The following is a 15,900-nucleotide window of genomic DNA, read 5'->3' as shown; positions in this document are numbered from 1 at the left end:
GCGGCAATTTTGTCAGGGATCTGCGGAAAATCTTTGAGGATAACAAAGAGGTTTCCACGCACGCGATCGAGATGCCTGCCGGCGAACTGATTACTCAAGTCATGAGTGAGTTACGAGGCAGGAATCTCGATGAGAGGAAGGAAACCTACAAGAACCTTCGTATCCGCGACCAAAGGCAGTGGTATGCAGGAAAAGCCAAGTTGAATAGAGACTTAGCAAGGCGGTGGTTCGTCGCGTTGGTTGTCGTAAACATTGCTGCACTCGGTGCAGCCATTTTAAGAATTGAATTCCCTTCTGTTGATCATTGGCCTACGGATATATTTGTTGCGGCGGCCGCGTCGCTTATGGGCTGGGTACAGAGTAAGCGATTTCACGAACTGTCCAGTTCGTATGCGTTAACTACGCACGAAATTTTGCTACTTGCCGCAATGATGCCTCCTGACAATAGCGAAGAGAAGTTCTCGTCATTCGTTGGAGACGCTGAGAATGCGTTCTCTAGAGAACATACTCAGTGGCGGGCCCGCCGCGATGTGGCCTAAGCGGCTGTTCCACGGGCTAATCTGCGCCGTCGACTAATACCAAGCCATTCTCTCAAACTGCTCCGTTTTCCGCTATACTCGCCCCGGCAGCATTATCAGAAGAGGGCCTACCGTGGAGCACGAACCCGAGGCCGACCACAAATCCGAGCCGAAAAACCCCGTCATCTGCTGTGACGGCACCGGTAAAGAACGCCCCTCGCGCGTTAACCGTTCGTTAACCAACGCAGCCTAGCCTGCTGCAATCGTCCAGCCATCATCAGTCCGAAAATGCCTCCCCGGTTCGTTCCAGGAGACAGCCGATGTCCGTTGAGTTCCTGAGTTATGCCGATCTAGGTGCCCGCCTCAACATCTCGCGCGAGGCCGCTCGTGCGCTCGCCAAACGACGCCGGTTGCCGCGCTCGCGTTCGGATGACGGCAAAGCCCTGGTGAGCGTTGATTTCTCCGAACTCCGGTACACGCCCCGCCCGCGAATTGGTCGCCAGGCAGACCCTATCGCCGTCCCCACGGCACAGATCGAGACCTTAGAGATCGAGGCTTGCAAGGCGGAGATCGCGCGGCTCGAAGCCGCGGCAGCCGGCTACAGGGCAGATTTCGAGCGCGAGCGCGAGCGTGCCGATCGCCTGGCCGTCGAGCTGCAGCAGGCGGCCGCCGAGACGACGGCGGCCAATGAACGTGCGGCACGCCTGGCGATCGAGACATTAGAGATCGAGGCTTACAAGGCGGAGACCCCGCGGCTCGAAGCCGCGGCAGCCGGCTACAGGGCAGATTTCGAGCGCGAGCGCGAGCGTGCCGATCGCCTGGCCGTCGAGCTGCAGCAGGCGGCCGCCGAGACGACGGCGGCCAATGAACGTGCGGCACGCCTGGCGATCGAGACATTAGAGATCGAGGCTTGCAAGGCGGAGACCGCGCGGCTCGAAGCCGAGGCAGCCGGCTACAGGGTAGTTTTCGAGCGCGAGCGCGAGCGTGCCGATCGCCTGGCTGTCGAGCTGCAGCAGGCGGCCGCCGAGACGACGGCCGTCAATGAGCGGGCGGCACGATTGGAAGACGAAGTGGCGGCCCTGCAGACCGGCCGAGCTGACGGCTCGATCGCGGGACAAACCGCGCATCGATTGGGACGCCTGGCCGCTTCCATCGTGGAAGCAGACCGCGCGGCGCGCAGATAGCAGTTGATACTTTCTCCATCCCCGGCTTGCCGGAGCAACCGCGAGGGAAGAATGACAGACATCACGGGCATCAGCGAGATGAAGGCGCGCATTGTCGTGTTCGGGGTCGGCGGCGCCGGCGGCAATGCCGTCAACAACATGATCATGGCCGGGCTGCAAGGGGTCGACTTCGTCGTCGCCAATACCGACGCGCAGGCGCTTGCCATGTCGAGGGCCGAGCACATCGTCCAGCTCGGCGCCGGGGTGACCGAAGGCCTTGGCGCCGGATCACAGCCCGAGGTGGGACGCGCCGCAGCCGAAGAGACGATCGACAAGATCCGCGAGCATTTGGCCGGCGCACACATGGTGTTCGTCACGGCCGGCATGGGCGGCGGTACCGGCACCGGGGCTGCACCCGTTATCGCCAGGACCGCGCGCGAGCTTGGCATTCTCACGATCGGCGTGGTCACCAAGCCATTTTACTTCGAGGGCCAGCGCCGCATGCGCTTTGCCGAAGCCGGCATCGAGGAATTGCTGAAGTCGGTCGACACGCTGCTGATCATCCCGAACCAGAACCTGTTTCGGGTGGCCAGCGAGAAGACCACGTTCGCCGATGCCTTTGCCCTTGCCGACCGGGTGCTTTACTCAGGCGTGGCCTGCATCAGCGACCTCATCGTCAAGGAAGGTCTCATCAATCTCGATTTTGCCGACGTACTCTCCGTCATGCAGGAGGGGGGCAAGGCGATGATGGGACGGGGCGAGGCTTCCGGCGAGAAGCGCGTGCTCGCCGCCGCCGTGGCCGCAATTTCCAATCCATTGATCGAGAACCCATCGATCAAGCGCGCCAGCGGCCTCATCATCTCCATCACCGGCGGCAGGGATCTGATGCTGTTCGAGGTCGACGAAGCCGCAACCCGCATTCGCGACGAGGCTGATGCGGACGCCAACATCATCGTCGGCGCGTCCTTTGACGAAAGCCTTGATGGTATCGTCCGCGTCTCGGTGGTGGCAACCGGGATCGATAATGTCGACCCGGCGCTCCAGGCGCAACCGGCGGAAAGCCCGCTCACGCAGCTCGCCGGCCGCTTGCGCAACGACAGCCGCCGCATCGCCGATCGCATCGAGCGCGGTGCACCCCTTCCGCAGGTGCAAAGCCCGCCGCTCCGCCCGGAGGCGGGCCACGGCGCGGCGCCACCGGCAAGGCCGAATCCGGACTATGCGCGCCAAGCGGCCCCCCCAGCCGCTCGATCCCTACGGCCGTTCCTCTCCGCGCCATGCGACCGACGAAGATATGCTCGATATCCCGGCCTTCCTGCGCCGCACGGCCAGATGAGCGGGCGTAGGGACCGGAGTTACTTGTCTGGCGACCAGCGAGCCCAACAACAGCTCGTCATCCCGGGGCGCGACAAAGTCGCGAGCTACGATGCGCAATTGCGCATCTGAGGATCCATCGGGCCGCAGCGACTGTTGAGCAATGGATTCCGGGCTCGCGCTTCGCGCGCCCCGGAATGACGGAGCACCTTCCTGCGCCGCACGGCCCGCTGAGCGGGTGTAAGAACGCCAGCTGAGGGGGGCATAAGAACCAGCGTTACTGCTCGGCGACCGGCGAGCCCAACAACAGGTCGTCATCCCGGGGCGCGACAAAGTCGCGAGCCCGGGATCCATAACCACCATCGGGAGTATGGATTCCGGGCTCGCGCCAAGGGGCGCGCCCCGGAATGACGGAGCAAGACAACGACTCTCGAATTCTGAACGTCAGATCAGCAGACGAGCGTCCGAGCCGCGCAGCGCGCCGCTCGTTCACGCGGCCGAGCTGCGCGCGTTCTCGGCTGTTTCCTTTTTTTCCACGTCCTTGTCGCGAGACAGCCATGCCGGGAAGCGAAGCAGCCGATCGTCGTTCTCTTTTGGCGGCTCAACGGGCAGTTCACTGGCCGAACTCGGCAGGTCCAGTGCAGCGTGGCCGGCTCGCACAGCATCCGCTCGCTGATCCAGCTCGCGCAACAGCGGATCGAGCACGCTGTCGACCTCGGTCGCCACCGAGACCAGGAAAGTATTGAGCTCGCGAGCCTCGGGCACGACGGCCGAGGCCTGCTCGATCGCCTTGGAGAGACCATCGACGACGGGCGCGAACGCGCCGGCGGCCTGTTTGACTCGCGCCTTTATCGCTTCGATTTCGCCCAAGACGCGATCACGCTCCCGCCTTTTCTTCTCCTCCGAAAGGCGGGCTTCGATTTCGGCGATCTGAGCCGTCAGGGTCGTGGCTTCGGATGCGAGTGCATCGCGTCTTACGCGCACGCGATCCAGGTCGCGGCTGAGATTGTCCACTAGGTCGTCCTTTCCGAACATTGCTTTGCTCCGTAGGACAGTCGTTTTGGTTTGCAGGACGGCCGTTTTGGTCTGAAGGACGGCCTTGGCGCGAACCGCCAGCCTCGCCACCGACCGGATGGCCGGATCGGCCGAAACAGGCATCAACTTCGGTCGCGTCACATGGGCCGACATGGTCATCTCCCATTCGTCCCCATTAGGCGACCGCATGGTTAACAAATGGTTAATTTCAACAGCCGACGCGGAAATGGAACTGCGACGCCGCTCGTCTCCCCGCGGCCATTCATTTCCGCTATACTCGCCCCGGTAGCATCACCGGGAGGGCTGACCTGTGGAGCACGAGACCGAATCCAGGGACGAACCCAAGAACGGACCCAAGTCCGAACCGAAGACCGAACCCAAGACCGAGCCGAAGAACCTCGTCATCTGCTGCGACGGCACCGGCAACGAGATCAGCGAGAACATCTCCAACGTCCTGAAGCTCTATCGCTGCCTGCGCAAGACCGACAAGACCAGGCCGCGGCAGTTGGTGTTCTACGATCCCGGGGTCGGCACGGTGACGGAGCCGACCACGTGGCACCGCTGGAAGGCCAACATCAATCTGGTGCTGGGGCTTGCCACCGGCTACGGGCTCGATGACAACGTGCTCTCGGCCTATCGCTTCCTGGTCGAGCACTATACGCCGGGCGACAAGATCTATTTGTTCGGCTTCTCCCGCGGCGCCTACACCGTGCGGGTGCTGGCGGGGTTGATCCACAAGGTCGGCCTGATCTCTCCGGAGCAGGTGAACCTCGCAGGAAGCGGCCTCATCGCCTACAAGCAATATTCAGGCACCGGGCGCGGCAACGACATCGAGGACCTCAAGGACGTCGTCGTCGACGATCAAGGGCCGCTGCCAAAGGACACGTTCGACCTCGCCGCGCAGTTCGCGCGCATCACCTCGACGCGTTGGCCGACGATCCGCTTCATCGGCGTCTGGGACACGGTGGCGAGCGTGATCGTGCCGCGCGCCGACCGGCTCTATTGGCCGAGCCTGGAGGAGCTGGCCTTCACGCTGCGCAATCCGAGCGTACACATCTTCCGCCAGGCGATCGCGATCGACGAGCGGCGCTGCATGTTCCGCCTCAAGGAGTGGGAGGAGCCGCAGGAATACTGGCGCAACCGCTATGTGCCCGACGAGAAGAAGGAGCCGCAGGACATCATGCAGGTGTGGTTCGCCGGCGTGCATTGCGACGTCGGCGGCGGCTACAAGGAGACCGAGAGCGGCGAGTCCAAATATCCGCTGATCTGGATGATCGACGAGGCGGCGAAGGCCGGGCTCAACTTCAACACGCGCACCGTGAACCAGCTCGCCTGGGGCGTTCCGCGCAAGAACTCACCGTTCAGATATGTCGAACCGGGCTACACGAAGGAGACGGGCGAGCTGCACAATTCGATGACGCCGGCCTGGCGCGTGCTGGAATATTTGCCGAAGAGCGCGAAGTACAAGGAATGGCCGGAGCGGAAGGTGTTTTTGGGCTTCTACATCCCCGATTGCGAACCGCGCGTCATCCCCGAAGGCGCGCATGTGCATGAGAGCGTGGAAAAGCGGATGGCGGCGGAGCCCGAGTATCGGCCGGTGAACCTGCCGAAGGATTTTGTGAGGGTGCCGATGCCGGTGCCGCCGCATGGGGAGGCCGAAGGGGTGTGAGGCGTGCTCCGCTCTCACCACTCGTCATTGCGAGCGCAGCGAAGCAATCCAGAAGCCTTCCGCGGAAAGACTCTGGATTGCTTCGTCGCTTCGCTCCTCGCAATGACGATGGCGGAGCACTTCAGCAGCAATCCACTACCGCCACTTTCTCCACTCGCCACTACTTTTCGTTAAAATTCTCAGCCCCGCCTTAGCCTGATCGCATCATCTCCTTCGCATCATCGCTCCCCAAGACAACCGCGACCGCATTGGTCGAGCATGATCTTCTCGGAAAACCGCTCACACTTTGCCGGATCATGCTCCCGCGGAATTGGAGGAGAGTGCCAATGCATCCGCGCCGACATGCTCGCGTGAAGCCCGCAGGGCTGGTGTCCCGCCAGGCCAAGATCATCACCGACCCGCGCGCGCCGGTCATCGTCTGCACCCTGATCGACTATTCGCCGGGCGGGGCCTGCATCGATCTCGGCGGGCAGGTGAAGATCCCCGATCGGTTCGAGCTGCTGCACGTCAACACCCGGAAGCGCTGCCGCATCGCCTGGAAGCGCGGCACGCGGGTCGGCGTGGTGTTTTAGCGAGCTGCTCGATTACCCTTCCCGGGAAGGGTAAGCGCCCCGCCCTACTTCCGCATCCTGGCCTTTGCGCCCGCGACGATCTGCATGGCGACGCCGGCGACCCAGCCGAGCAAAGCGAGCCAGCTCCAGACGATGTGCGGCTCGAGCCGCAGCACGATGATGGCGACGGAGGCGAGCGCGGTGAAGGTGGCGCAGAGCGTGCCAGCGGAGCTCAGGAATTCCGCGGCGTCGATGCGGCTGTGCGCCTCGTCGAAGGGAAGCTGCGGCGTGTCGATGCCGAGATAGAAACCGACGAAGCCGAGCAGCATCATCAACAGCAGGAAGCCCTGCGTGGTCAGGTGCGAGATCGCCGTGCCGACATAGGCGCCGACGAACAACCCGCACGCCGCCCCCGCCATCGCGAGGCCCACGCGCTCGAACACGTGGGCAGTCTTGCGAACACGAAACCGCATGGCCCGCCTCCGTGATGCCTCGAGTGCACGAAGGTTAAGCCAGATTTGCGGGGGGCGGAAGGTGAGGGGTTTTACGGATGCGTGAGGTGGAAGCCGCGATCACACAACCTGAATTTATCGCTTCGCCGAACTACGCCCTGTGGTTACGACGATGTGCGAGCGCGCTGATGCGAGGCCAGGACGACGGCGGAGCAATCAGCTCCGCTGTCGCAAACCCTGCCGGCAGCGCCTTACCGCGCCCCGAACGTGGTCTTGCCGAACAGCGCCTTCTGCGTCGACGGCTGCGAGCGCCAGTATTGTGGCGGTGCTTCGACCTCGCCGCCGACTTCCGCGGCGGCGTGCCAGCCCCAGCGCGGGTCGTAGAGCATGGCGCGCCCGAGCGCGACCATGTCGGCCTTGCCGGATGCCACGATCTCTTCGGCGTGCTTCGCCTCGGTGATGAGGCCGACGGCGATGGTGGGCAATCCCGTCTCGCGCTTGATGGCTTCCGCAAACTGCACCTGGTAGCCGGGGCCGAGCGCAATCTTCTGCAGCGGCGAAACGCCGCCGGAGGAGGCATCGATCCAGTCGACGCCGCGCGCCTTGAGCGCGCTCGCAAATTCAATGGTCTGCACCAGATCCCAGCCGCCCTCGACCCAGTCGGTCGACGACACCCGCATGCCGACCGGTTTGTCGTGCGGAAACACCGCGCGCACCGCATCGTAGACCTCGAGCGGGAAGCGCATGCGGTTCTGCAGGCTGCCGCCATAATCATCGGTGCGCCTGTTCGAGATCGGCGACAGGAACTGATGCAGCAGATAACCGTGCGCGCCGTGCAACTCGATCGCGTCGATGCCGAGCCGGACGGCGCGTTTCGCGCAGTCGACGAAGGCCTCGCGGATGCGCTTCAGGCCGGCGGCATCGAGCGCGAGCGGCGCGGCCTCGCCCTCCTTGTGCGGCAGCGCCGACGGCGCCACCGTCTGCCAGCCGCCCTCGCTCACCGGAATGAGCTGGCCGCCGTCCCAGGGCCGCGCGCTCGACGCTTTGCGGCCGGCATGCGCGAGCTGCATCGCGACGGCCGTGGAGGAATGCTTGCGCACGGAGCTGAGGATCTGCTTCAGCGCGGCCTCGCAGGCGTCGCTGTAGAGCCCGAGGCAGCCCGGCGTGATGCGGCCGATCGCCTCCACATGGGTCGCCTCGATGCAGAACATCGAAGCCCCCGACAGCGCGAGATTGTTGATGTGGGTGAAGTGCCAGTCGGTGGCGACGCCGTCATCGGCCGAATACTGGCACATCGGCGACACCACGACACGGTTCTTCAACGTCAGGCCGCGCAGCTTGATCGGGGAAAACAGGGCGCTCATGCGGGGGAGTTCCGGGGATGAGAGGAGCAATGAAGGGAGTGTAGTGAGCCAAACGCGGATTGCCAGCCGCGCGGGGGGAATGGCGGCCCGTGGCGCCATGCATTGCGCCCGTCATATCACGGGATCGCGACACCCCCACTGTCGTCCCCGCGAAGGCGGGGACCCATAACCCCAGGGAGAAGTTGTGGACCGAAGGTGGTCACCACGAGTCTTCGTCAAACCTCTCCCTGTGGTTATGGGTCCCGGGCTCGCGCGTTGCGCGCCCCGGGACGACGGCGGAGAGTGTGGCGCCGCCGGGACGACAGCGGGGCCTACTTCAGATCCTCGAACCTGCCCGGCCGGGTTTCGCCCATGCGAATGCGATTGCCCGGCAGAAGCTCGCCGTCAGCCTCGGCCGAGAACTGGATTGTATTGCCTCCGCCGTCCCGCTTCGTCGTCTTGCCGAGAGGCCCGAGCTTGTCGGCGAGCGCGGTGTCGTCGAGGACGAAGACGCGGTAGTCCGTGAGGTGAAAGCGGCGCGGCGCCTGCCATGTCAGCGCCGGCACGGATGTGCGCATGTCGCCGTCGGTCTTGCGATCGATGCTGCGGCCGGTCACGCCGGCGAACAGATCCGGCGCATCGACGAGGCGCGCGCGGCGGCCTTCGACCGCGTAGAGGTTCAACGTGACGATATGGCGCTCGCTGCGGAAGGTGACGGCGACGCAGCGCGAATCCTGTGAACAGGCGGCGCGGAAGGCACCCGGCGCGGTGTCCAGGATGTTGTCTTCGTTGACATTGTCCAGCGCCGCCAGCCGGCGATGCCCCGGCTCCGCCATCAGGTAGATATGAAAGCCGTCGCCACCGGTTTCGCTCCCGCCATGCGCCGCGATCGACAGCTTGCCATTCGGTGCGCGCCCGCCCTGGATGATGGCGAACTCACCCCTCGCATATTGGTGCTCGGCCGTGGCAAAGGCCGGCGACAGCGCGGCGAGCGTGAGGACAAGGGCGAGGACGGCGCGGAGATGCGGCATGAATGTATGTAACGGACTCATGCGCGCGAGTTCAATCTCCGCCGTCGTCCCCGCCTAGTGCGCAATGGCGCACGGGGGCGGGGACCCATAACCACAGGGAGGAGTCGTTGGACGACGCTGGTAACCACGAGTCTTCGCCAAACCGCTCCCTGTGGTTATCGCGACGAGCGCAAGCGCTCGCGCAGGGGTCCCGGATCTGCGCTTCGCTTGTCCGGGACGACAGCGGAGAGTGTCGAGACGACGGTGCCTTACTCCACCAGCGTGAACTGCAACAGCAGCGTGCGCTGGAGCAGCGAGAAATTGTCGTCGGAGACGAGCGTCAGCACGGTCTCGCCCTCGGGCGTGACGTGGGCGTCGATGCCTTCCATGTTGTCGATCTCGTGGCCGAGATCGGCATCGAAGAGCGCGGGGCCGTCGACCAGCGCGTTCGGCGCGATCGACTTCAGCGGGATCGAGCGGATGCGGATGTTGACCCCGGTGAACCAGGAGAATTTGCGTTCGAGGATCAGAAGCTCGCCGGAGGGCAGCAGCACCGCGTCGCTGATGTCGAATTTGTCGGTGCGGCGCACGCTGAACTGGCCCGGCGACGGACCGCCGATCAGGAACGCGACCAGATTGCCATCGGCGTCCAACCCGCGCTCCGAGAACGCGATCAGGGTGCCCGCGAGCGGCCGGCCCTTGGGCACGAAGACGAGCGCCTCGAGCCCCTTGTTGTAGGGTAGCTTGCGCACCGCCGGCGGGACGGCGAGCACCTCGCCGCGGGCGCGCGTCGCTCCTTTAGCGAAATCGAAGCGCATGATCTGGTTGACGCGCTCCAGCCCGACATAGACGAACGAGCCATCGCGCGTGAGCGACTCGGTGTCGTACCAGAGGCGCTTCTCCGTGATCGGCCGCCCCTCGGCATTGAGCATCGGCGCTGCCTCGACGTCATCGAGCGCCACCATGCTACGGCCGGAATACCGGATCGCGCCGGTAAACCAGGTGCCCTGGTCGGAAAGCGCGAGGAAGCGCTCGCCCTTGGCATCGAGGAAGCGGATGCCGGACAGACCGCCGAAGACGCGATGCGGCGAGGTCAGCACGAGACCGCTGCGATACTCCAGCGAGCCAAAGCGCGTGCGCGAGCGATCGCGCGGCTCGAAATTGGGAATCGGCCGCGCATTGACTTCGATGCTGACCGGCGCGGTGACGGCGTGCTCGATCTGCGCCGGTTTCGGCGGCGGCTCGGTCGCAAGCTGCGCCTGCGCCAGTCGAGAGAATGCGAGAGTGGAAAATCCCGCCGCCGCGTGGCCGATAAAGCTGCGGCGGGATCGATGCGTGCTCACGAATGCAGTTTGCGGCGCGGGCGCCCCGCCGGCTGCGCCGGCGCGGTGTTGGTCTCGCTGAACAGCTCGGCGAGCTTTTCGGTGATGGCGCCGCCGAGTTCTTCGGCGTCCACGATCGTCACCGCACGGCGATAGTAGCGCGTCACGTCATGACCGATGCCGATCGCGATCAGCTCGACCGGCGAGCGGGTCTCGATCTCCTCGATGATGTGGCGCAGGTGCCGCTCGAGATAGTTGCCGGGATTGACCGACAGCGTGGAATCGTCGACCGGCGCACCGTCCGAGATCATCATCAGGATCTTGCGCTGCTCGGGCCGGCCGAGCAGGCGCTTGTGCGCCCAGTCCAGCGCCTCGCCGTCGATGTTCTCCTTCAGCAGCCCCTCGCGCATCATCAGGCCGAGGTTCTTGCGCGCGCGGCGCCAGGGAGCGTCGGCGGACTTGTAGATGATGTGCCTGAGATCGTTGAGGCGGCCGGGATTGGCCGGCTTGCCGGCGGCAAGCCAGGCTTCGCGCGATTGCCCGCCCTTCCAGGCGCGCGTGGTGAAGCCCAAGATCTCGACCTTGACGCCGCAACGCTCCAGCGTGCGCGCGAGGATGTCGGCGCAGGTCGCCGCCACCGTGATCGGGCGTCCGCGCATCGAGCCGGAATTGTCGAGCAGCAGCGTCACCACGGTGTCGCGGAACGTCGCTTCCTTCTCGTGCATGAAGGACAGCGGATGATAGGGATCGGTCACCACGCGCGACAGGCGCGCGGGATCCAGAATGCCCTCTTCGAGATCGAACTCCCAGGCGCGGTTCTGCTGCGCCATCAGCCGGCGCTGCAGCCGGTTGGCGAGACGGGCGACGATGCCCTGCAGATGCGCGAGCTGCTTGTCGAGATAGGCGCGCAGGCGCTCCAGCTCGTCATGGTCGCAGAGGTCTTCCGCCGAGATCACCTCGTCGAATTTCGGCGCGAAGGCGTGGTATTCCGGGCCACGCGGCTCGTTCTGGCCGCGCGAATTCGGACGCGTCGCCTCGCCCGGCGTCTCGTCGTCGCCGAGATCGCCGTCGTCGAACGTGTCGGAGGTCGAGGCCTGCGCGCTTTCCATCGCGCTCTCGCTCATCTCCTCGCTGGTCGCCTGCGCCTGGTCGGCGCTCATCTCCTGGGCGGCATCGGAATCGGGCGAGCCCTCGGCGCCGGACTGGTCGTTGTCGCCGTCGCGGTTTTCCTCGTTGTCGTCGCTATCCTCGGTGTCGGCGTTGCGTTCGTCGCCGAGCTCGAGCGCCGTCAAGAGATCATGCACGGCGTCGCCGAACCTGGTCTGGTCCTCGACCACGCCATCCAGCCGGTCGAGCCGCTTGCCGATCTTGTCTTCGAGAATCGGCCGCCAGAGATCGACCATCTTCTTCGCAGCCGCCGGCGGCGCCAAGCCGGTGAGACGCTCGCGCACCAGCATCGCCAGCGCGTCGGCGAGCGGCGCATCCGCACGGTCGGTGATCTCGTCGAACTTGCCGCGATGGAAATGGTCGTCGAGCATCGCGGTGAGATTCTTGGCAACGCCCGCCATGCGGCGTGCGCCGATGGCCTCGACTCTCGCCTGCTCGACCGCCTCGAACACGCCGCGCGCCTGCGGATTGCCGGGCATCAGCTTGCGATGCAGTTTCGGATCGTGACAGGCGAGCTTGAGCGCGATGGAATCAGCGTGGCCGCGCACGATCGCGGCGTCACGCCTGGTCATCTTGCGCGCCGGCTCGGGCAGCCGCGCCTTGCCGGGCGCAAGACCCGGGCGCTCGGCGGCAAAGCTGACGTCAAGCTCCGGCGTCTTGGCGATCGCCTTCAGGCACGAAGCCACCGAGCGCTTGAACGGCTCGGTCGGAGCTTCCTTGGTGCTACGGAATTTGGAGTTGGATGATGTGCTCATCTCGGTCTCACCGTCGTCCCCGCGAAAGCGGGGACCCATGGCCACAGGGAGCAGTTAGTGAGCACACTGACAGCCCAATCTTCGCAACAACCACGTCCTGTGGTCATCGGTCCCGTGTCGCGCTCGCCCTGAACAACGCTTTGCGTTGCCAAGAGCTCGCTCGCCCGGGACGACATCTCAAACCTTAGCTGAGCGCCACGTTGACCGCCGATTCCGGCAGCTCCGCGTTGAAGCAGCGCTGGTAGAACTCGGCGACCAGCGGACGCTCGAGCTCGTCGCACTTGTTGAGGAAGGTGACGCGGAAGGCGAAGCCGATATCGCCGAAGATGTCGGCGTTTTCCGCCCAGGTGATCACCGTGCGCGGGCTCATCACCGTCGACAGGTCGCCGTTGGCGAAGGCGTTGCGGGTGAGATCGGCGAGGCGAACCATCTTGTTGACGATGTCGCGGCCTTCCTGGGTGCGATAGTGCTTGGCCTTGGCCAGCACGATCTCCACTTCCTCGTCATGGCTGAGATAGTTCAGCGTGGTGACGATCGACCAGCGGTCCATCTGGCCCTGGTTGATCTGCTGGGTGCCGTGATAGAGGCCCGAAGTGTCGCCGAGGCCGACCGTGTTGGCGGTCGAGAACAGGCGGAACGCGGGATGCGGCTTGATCACCTTGTTCTGGTCGAGCAGCGTCAGGCGGCCGGAGACCTCCAGCACGCGCTGGATCACGAACATCACGTCGGGGCGGCCGGCGTCGTATTCGTCGAACACCAGCGCGACGTTGTTCTGGAGCGCCCAGGGCAGGATGCCGTCGCGGAATTCGGTGACCTGCTTGCCGTCGCGGACCACGATCGAGTCCTTGCCGACGAGGTCGATACGGCTGATGTGGCTGTCGAGGTTGACGCGCACGCAGGGCCAGTTCAGTCGCGCGGCGACCTGCTCGATATGGGTGGATTTGCCGGTGCCGTGATAGCCGGTCACCATCACGCGGCGATTGCGGGCGAAGCCGGCGAGAATGGCGAGCGTGGTGGCGCGGTCGAAGCGATAGTCGGCGTCGACTTCGGGCACATGAGGATCGACTTCGGAATAGGCGGGCACTTCGAGATCGCTGTCGATCCCGAACACCTGGCGCACCGACACCTTCATGTCGGGCAGACCGGAAACTTCCTCAACTTTGGACATGGCGGCGGTCGTCATCAATCCTCCGAGGTCCCGGGCGGTCCCGAAACCGGTTATTCGCACGTTGGCTGCGGCTGGGTGCTGAAAATCAACCTATCAGAGACAAGGGGCCGGCAGAAGCCCGCGTGCCAATCAAAGTTCCGTTGTCTTTTCATTTAGATAGGTAAGGAACGCAGTTTTTGGAGGGCTGCCTTGCGAATCGCGCTCGAATTTCGGGCGGGGGTAACGGCCCTGCCTGCGCGAATGGCACTTTTATCGCCGCTCCCTACTTATGTAGGGTCTGAACCCCAAGGTGAACCCCAGGGCCTCAGCCCACCACGAAAGACGACGTGACGTCCATCCTCGATCCCTTCATATCCTTCGTTTCGGCCCATGCGGGGCTGGCCTATCTGACTCTGTTTTTGGCAGCGCTGCTCGAAGCCGTTCCGGTGGTGGGATCGGTGGTCCCCGGCTCGACCATTATCCTGGCGCTGAGCGCCCTGGTTCCCGGCGGTGACCTCAAGCTGCCATGGGTGCTGCTGGCGGCGGCGGCCGGCGCCGTCCTGGGTGACGGCTCGGCCTACTGGATCGGGCACCGGCGCCAGCGAGAGATCCTCAGTACCTGGCCGCTGACCAATTATCCGCGCGTGATCGCCGAGAGCGAGACATTCTTCCACCGCTTCGGCACCTGGGCCGTGTTCTTCGGCCGCTTCGTGCCACCGATCCGCGCCTTCGTCCCTGTTACCGCCGGTGCGCTCGGTATGGCGCCTGCGAGATTCTACGCGGTCAATATCCCGGCGATCCTGGTGTGGGCGCCGGCGCATGTGCTGCCGGGCGTGCTGGCCGTCTCAGCCCTGCATGAATACTACGGCCTGCCGCACCACGTGCATCTGGCCAAGCACATCTGGATCCTGACCGTCGTCGGCGTCGCGATCATATTGGGCGTGGTGATCTGGATCATCCGCCACCGGAACGGCGGCGGTGTGGCGGCGGCCAAGCCGCGGGCTTAGTCCTATCGCCAAACACTCCGCCCTCATCCTGAGGAGCCCGCGAAGCGGGCGTCTCGAAGGATGGCCGCAGGGTGAGAGCGGTGGCCTGCATGGTTCGCCCGGCGATGCGGAGCATCGTCCGGCGCGTTCCGCGCTCCTCACCATGAGGGTCAATGACCGGGCAGAATTAACTCTTGGAGTCCGCAACCCCCATCCGCCGCCCCGGCGCCGGCCCCACGTAGCGCGCCCGCGGGCGGATCAGCTTGCCGAACTGCAATTGCTCGCTGGCATGGGCGATCCATCCGACGCTGCGGGCCATCGCGAACAGCGCGAGCTCGCTGCCGGCCGGCAGGCGCAGCGCATGCACGAGCACGGCGAGCGCATAGTCGATGTTGACGAACTCGCCGGTCGCCTCCGCAATCCGCTCCGGCACTTCCCTGGTGAATTTTCGCGGCGCGCCGGCGCGCGACAGCGCGTTCAGCAGCGACTGCGCGCGGGGATCGCCGCGCTTGTAGACGCCATGGCCGAAGCCGGCAAAGCGCTCGCCGAGCGCGACGCGTTCGCGGACCATCGGAGCGACATCGCGGTCGACCAGCGTCTTGACGAGCTGCGAGGCCAGCACGCCGGCACCGCCGTGTTTCGGCCCTTTCAGGGCGGCGAGACCGGCGATGACGGAGTCGTAAAGGTTGAGGCCGGTCGACGCCGCGCAGCGCGCGGTGAAGGTCGATGCGTTCAATTCGTGATCGGCGAGCAGGACGAGCGCGCGACGGATCAGTTCGGGCGCATGCTTGTTGTCGGGCGCCCAGGCCTTCGCGATCTCCTGATGCAGCGGCTCGGACGACGGCTCGGTATTGAGCATGGTCGCGACCAGCAGACGGACGATGCGCGCTCCGACCATCGCACGGCCGTCGGGCGCGCGGGTGAAAACACGGGGATCGGCGCTCGCGGCAAGCGCGAGCACGGCGATGGCGCGGTCGATCGGCGCTGCCCGGCGCGCGGCTTCCCCGATCGTCCGCATCTCCTCCGATATCTCGGGCTGATTCTCCGGCGCGAAAGGATCGACGTTGGAGACGTCCCAGAGCAGCGTCGCCGTGTGTTCCAGCGTGTCGCTCTCGGCAAGATCGACGCAGTTGACGCCGCGGTAGATCGCGCCGTCCTCGGTGATGGTCGAGATTTCCGTGTCCATCACCGGCAGGTCGGCATCGAAGCTGCGCAGGCCGCGCGGCTCCGGCGACGGCACGCGGCGCTCCTTCAGGGCGCGGACGTCCTCGGCACGGTAGCGGTTCTTGCGCGAATCCGGCGTCGGCTCGGAGCGGATCAGGCCGCGGCTGACATAGGCGTAGAGCGTGGCCGGCGAGATCGCGAGCTCGGCAGCGGCCTCACGGGCGGAGAGGTATAGCTCCGTAGAATTTTTCATATTGATTTATGTAATCAAGATTGATCAATCTGTCGAGAGGCCCGACCTTTCCAT

13 protein-coding genes and 1 pseudogene are annotated in these 15,900 nt (G+C 65.0%); 6 read left to right on the top strand and 8 right to left on the bottom strand.

Features of this window, described 5'->3' with window-relative positions; translation table 11 throughout:
* The 3 genes and pseudogenes from AC630_RS02925 to ftsZ form a co-directional block, all read left to right on the top strand.
* Positions 1-539, top strand: a 539-nt coding sequence (locus tag AC630_RS02925) for an SLATT domain-containing protein (protein ID WP_143197760.1), incomplete at its 5' end; no start/stop codon positions are given.
* A 299-nt stretch (positions 540-838) separates the two neighbouring features.
* The gene (locus AC630_RS46660) at positions 839-1,702 is read left to right on the top strand and encodes a coiled-coil domain-containing protein (protein ID WP_245330241.1); all 864 of its coding nucleotides are present in this window, start codon (positions 839-841) and stop codon (positions 1,700-1,702) included.
* Positions 1,703-1,753: 51 nt separating this feature from the next.
* Positions 1,754-3,022 (top strand): annotated as a pseudogene (ftsZ, locus tag AC630_RS02915) (cell division protein FtsZ); the annotation flags it as partial.
* Positions 3,023-3,481: 459 nt separating this feature from the next.
* On the opposite strand, the gene AC630_RS02910 reads toward ftsZ, so the two are convergent.
* A complete protein-coding gene (locus tag AC630_RS02910) occupies positions 3,482-4,180 on the bottom strand; it encodes a hypothetical protein (RefSeq protein WP_074116988.1) in 699 nt (232 codons plus the stop codon).
* A gap of 250 nt (positions 4,181-4,430) precedes the next feature.
* On the opposite strand from AC630_RS02910, the gene AC630_RS02905 reads away from it, so the two are divergent.
* Positions 4,431-5,696, top strand: coding sequence for a T6SS phospholipase effector Tle1-like catalytic domain-containing protein (locus AC630_RS02905; protein WP_074116987.1), 1,266 nt, complete (start codon positions 4,431-4,433; stop codon positions 5,694-5,696).
* 326 nt (positions 5,697-6,022) lie between these two features.
* Complete coding sequence (locus tag AC630_RS02900; RefSeq protein WP_074116978.1) at positions 6,023-6,268, top strand: PilZ domain-containing protein; 246 nt, start codon at positions 6,023-6,025, stop codon at positions 6,266-6,268.
* Between the two features lie 44 nt (positions 6,269-6,312).
* Here the strand turns inward: AC630_RS02900 and AC630_RS02895 are convergent, their stop codons facing one another.
* The 6 genes from AC630_RS02895 to cobS form a co-directional block, all read right to left on the bottom strand.
* Positions 6,313-6,720 (bottom strand): hypothetical protein, encoded by a 408-nt coding sequence (locus AC630_RS02895; RefSeq protein ID WP_074116977.1) that lies wholly within the window; start codon positions 6,718-6,720, stop codon positions 6,313-6,315.
* A gap of 230 nt (positions 6,721-6,950) precedes the next feature.
* Positions 6,951-8,063: an NADH:flavin oxidoreductase/NADH oxidase gene (locus tag AC630_RS02890; RefSeq protein WP_074116976.1), complete on the bottom strand. Its 1,113-nt coding sequence runs from the start codon at positions 8,061-8,063 to the stop codon at positions 6,951-6,953.
* 311 nt (positions 8,064-8,374) lie between these two features.
* A complete protein-coding gene (locus AC630_RS02885) occupies positions 8,375-9,094 on the bottom strand; it encodes a hypothetical protein (RefSeq protein ID WP_245330240.1) in 720 nt (239 codons plus the stop codon).
* Between the two features lie 227 nt (positions 9,095-9,321).
* Positions 9,322-10,395 carry an esterase-like activity of phytase family protein gene (locus AC630_RS02880; protein WP_074116974.1) on the bottom strand — a complete coding sequence of 358 codons (1,074 nt, stop codon included), beginning with the start codon at positions 10,393-10,395 and terminating at the stop codon, positions 9,322-9,324.
* Complete coding sequence (gene cobT / locus AC630_RS02875) at positions 10,392-12,296, bottom strand: cobaltochelatase subunit CobT (RefSeq protein WP_074116986.1); 1,905 nt, start codon at positions 12,294-12,296, stop codon at positions 10,392-10,394. The genes AC630_RS02880 and cobT overlap by 4 nt, the downstream gene beginning before the upstream one ends.
* 184 nt (positions 12,297-12,480) lie before the next feature.
* Positions 12,481-13,479, bottom strand: a complete 999-nt coding sequence (gene cobS / locus AC630_RS02870) for a cobaltochelatase subunit CobS (RefSeq protein ID WP_074116973.1) — start codon at positions 13,477-13,479, stop codon at positions 12,481-12,483.
* 311 nt (positions 13,480-13,790) lie between these two features.
* Between cobS and AC630_RS02865 the strand changes: the two genes are divergently transcribed.
* Complete coding sequence (locus AC630_RS02865; protein ID WP_074116972.1) at positions 13,791-14,450, top strand: DedA family protein; 660 nt, start codon at positions 13,791-13,793, stop codon at positions 14,448-14,450.
* Between the two features lie 166 nt (positions 14,451-14,616).
* Here the strand turns inward: AC630_RS02865 and AC630_RS02860 are convergent, their stop codons facing one another.
* Positions 14,617-15,846 (bottom strand): citrate synthase family protein, encoded by a 1,230-nt coding sequence (locus tag AC630_RS02860; RefSeq protein ID WP_074116971.1) that lies wholly within the window; start codon positions 15,844-15,846, stop codon positions 14,617-14,619.
* Positions 15,847-15,900: the final 54 nt, after the last annotated feature.

This window comes from Bradyrhizobium sp. AS23.2, assembly GCF_001908185.1.
Lineage (GTDB): Bacteria > Pseudomonadota > Alphaproteobacteria > Rhizobiales > Xanthobacteraceae > Bradyrhizobium.
This window is presented reverse-complemented; position numbering and strand designations above follow the sequence as displayed.

What these genes read in the sequence shown, in the direction of transcription:
- AC630_RS02860 (WP_074116971.1), bottom strand. Translation starts at nt 15,846, where the DNA reads ATGAAAAATTCTACGGAGCTATACCTCTCCGCCCGTGAGGCCGCTGCC.
- AC630_RS02900 (WP_074116978.1), top strand. Translation starts at nt 6,023, where the DNA reads ATGCATCCGCGCCGACATGCTCGCGTGAAGCCCGCAGGGCTGGTGTCC.
- cobS (WP_074116973.1), bottom strand. Translation starts at nt 13,479, where the DNA reads ATGACGACCGCCGCCATGTCCAAAGTTGAGGAAGTTTCCGGTCTGCCC.
- AC630_RS02890 (WP_074116976.1), bottom strand. Translation starts at nt 8,063, where the DNA reads ATGAGCGCCCTGTTTTCCCCGATCAAGCTGCGCGGCCTGACGTTGAAG.
- AC630_RS02895 (WP_074116977.1), bottom strand. Translation starts at nt 6,720, where the DNA reads ATGCGGTTTCGTGTTCGCAAGACTGCCCACGTGTTCGAGCGCGTGGGC.
- AC630_RS46660 (WP_245330241.1), top strand. Translation starts at nt 839, where the DNA reads ATGTCCGTTGAGTTCCTGAGTTATGCCGATCTAGGTGCCCGCCTCAAC.
- AC630_RS02910 (WP_074116988.1), bottom strand. Translation starts at nt 4,180, where the DNA reads ATGTCGGCCCATGTGACGCGACCGAAGTTGATGCCTGTTTCGGCCGAT.
- cobT (WP_074116986.1), bottom strand. Translation starts at nt 12,296, where the DNA reads ATGAGCACATCATCCAACTCCAAATTCCGTAGCACCAAGGAAGCTCCG.
- AC630_RS02885 (WP_245330240.1), bottom strand. Translation starts at nt 9,094, where the DNA reads ATGAGTCCGTTACATACATTCATGCCGCATCTCCGCGCCGTCCTCGCC.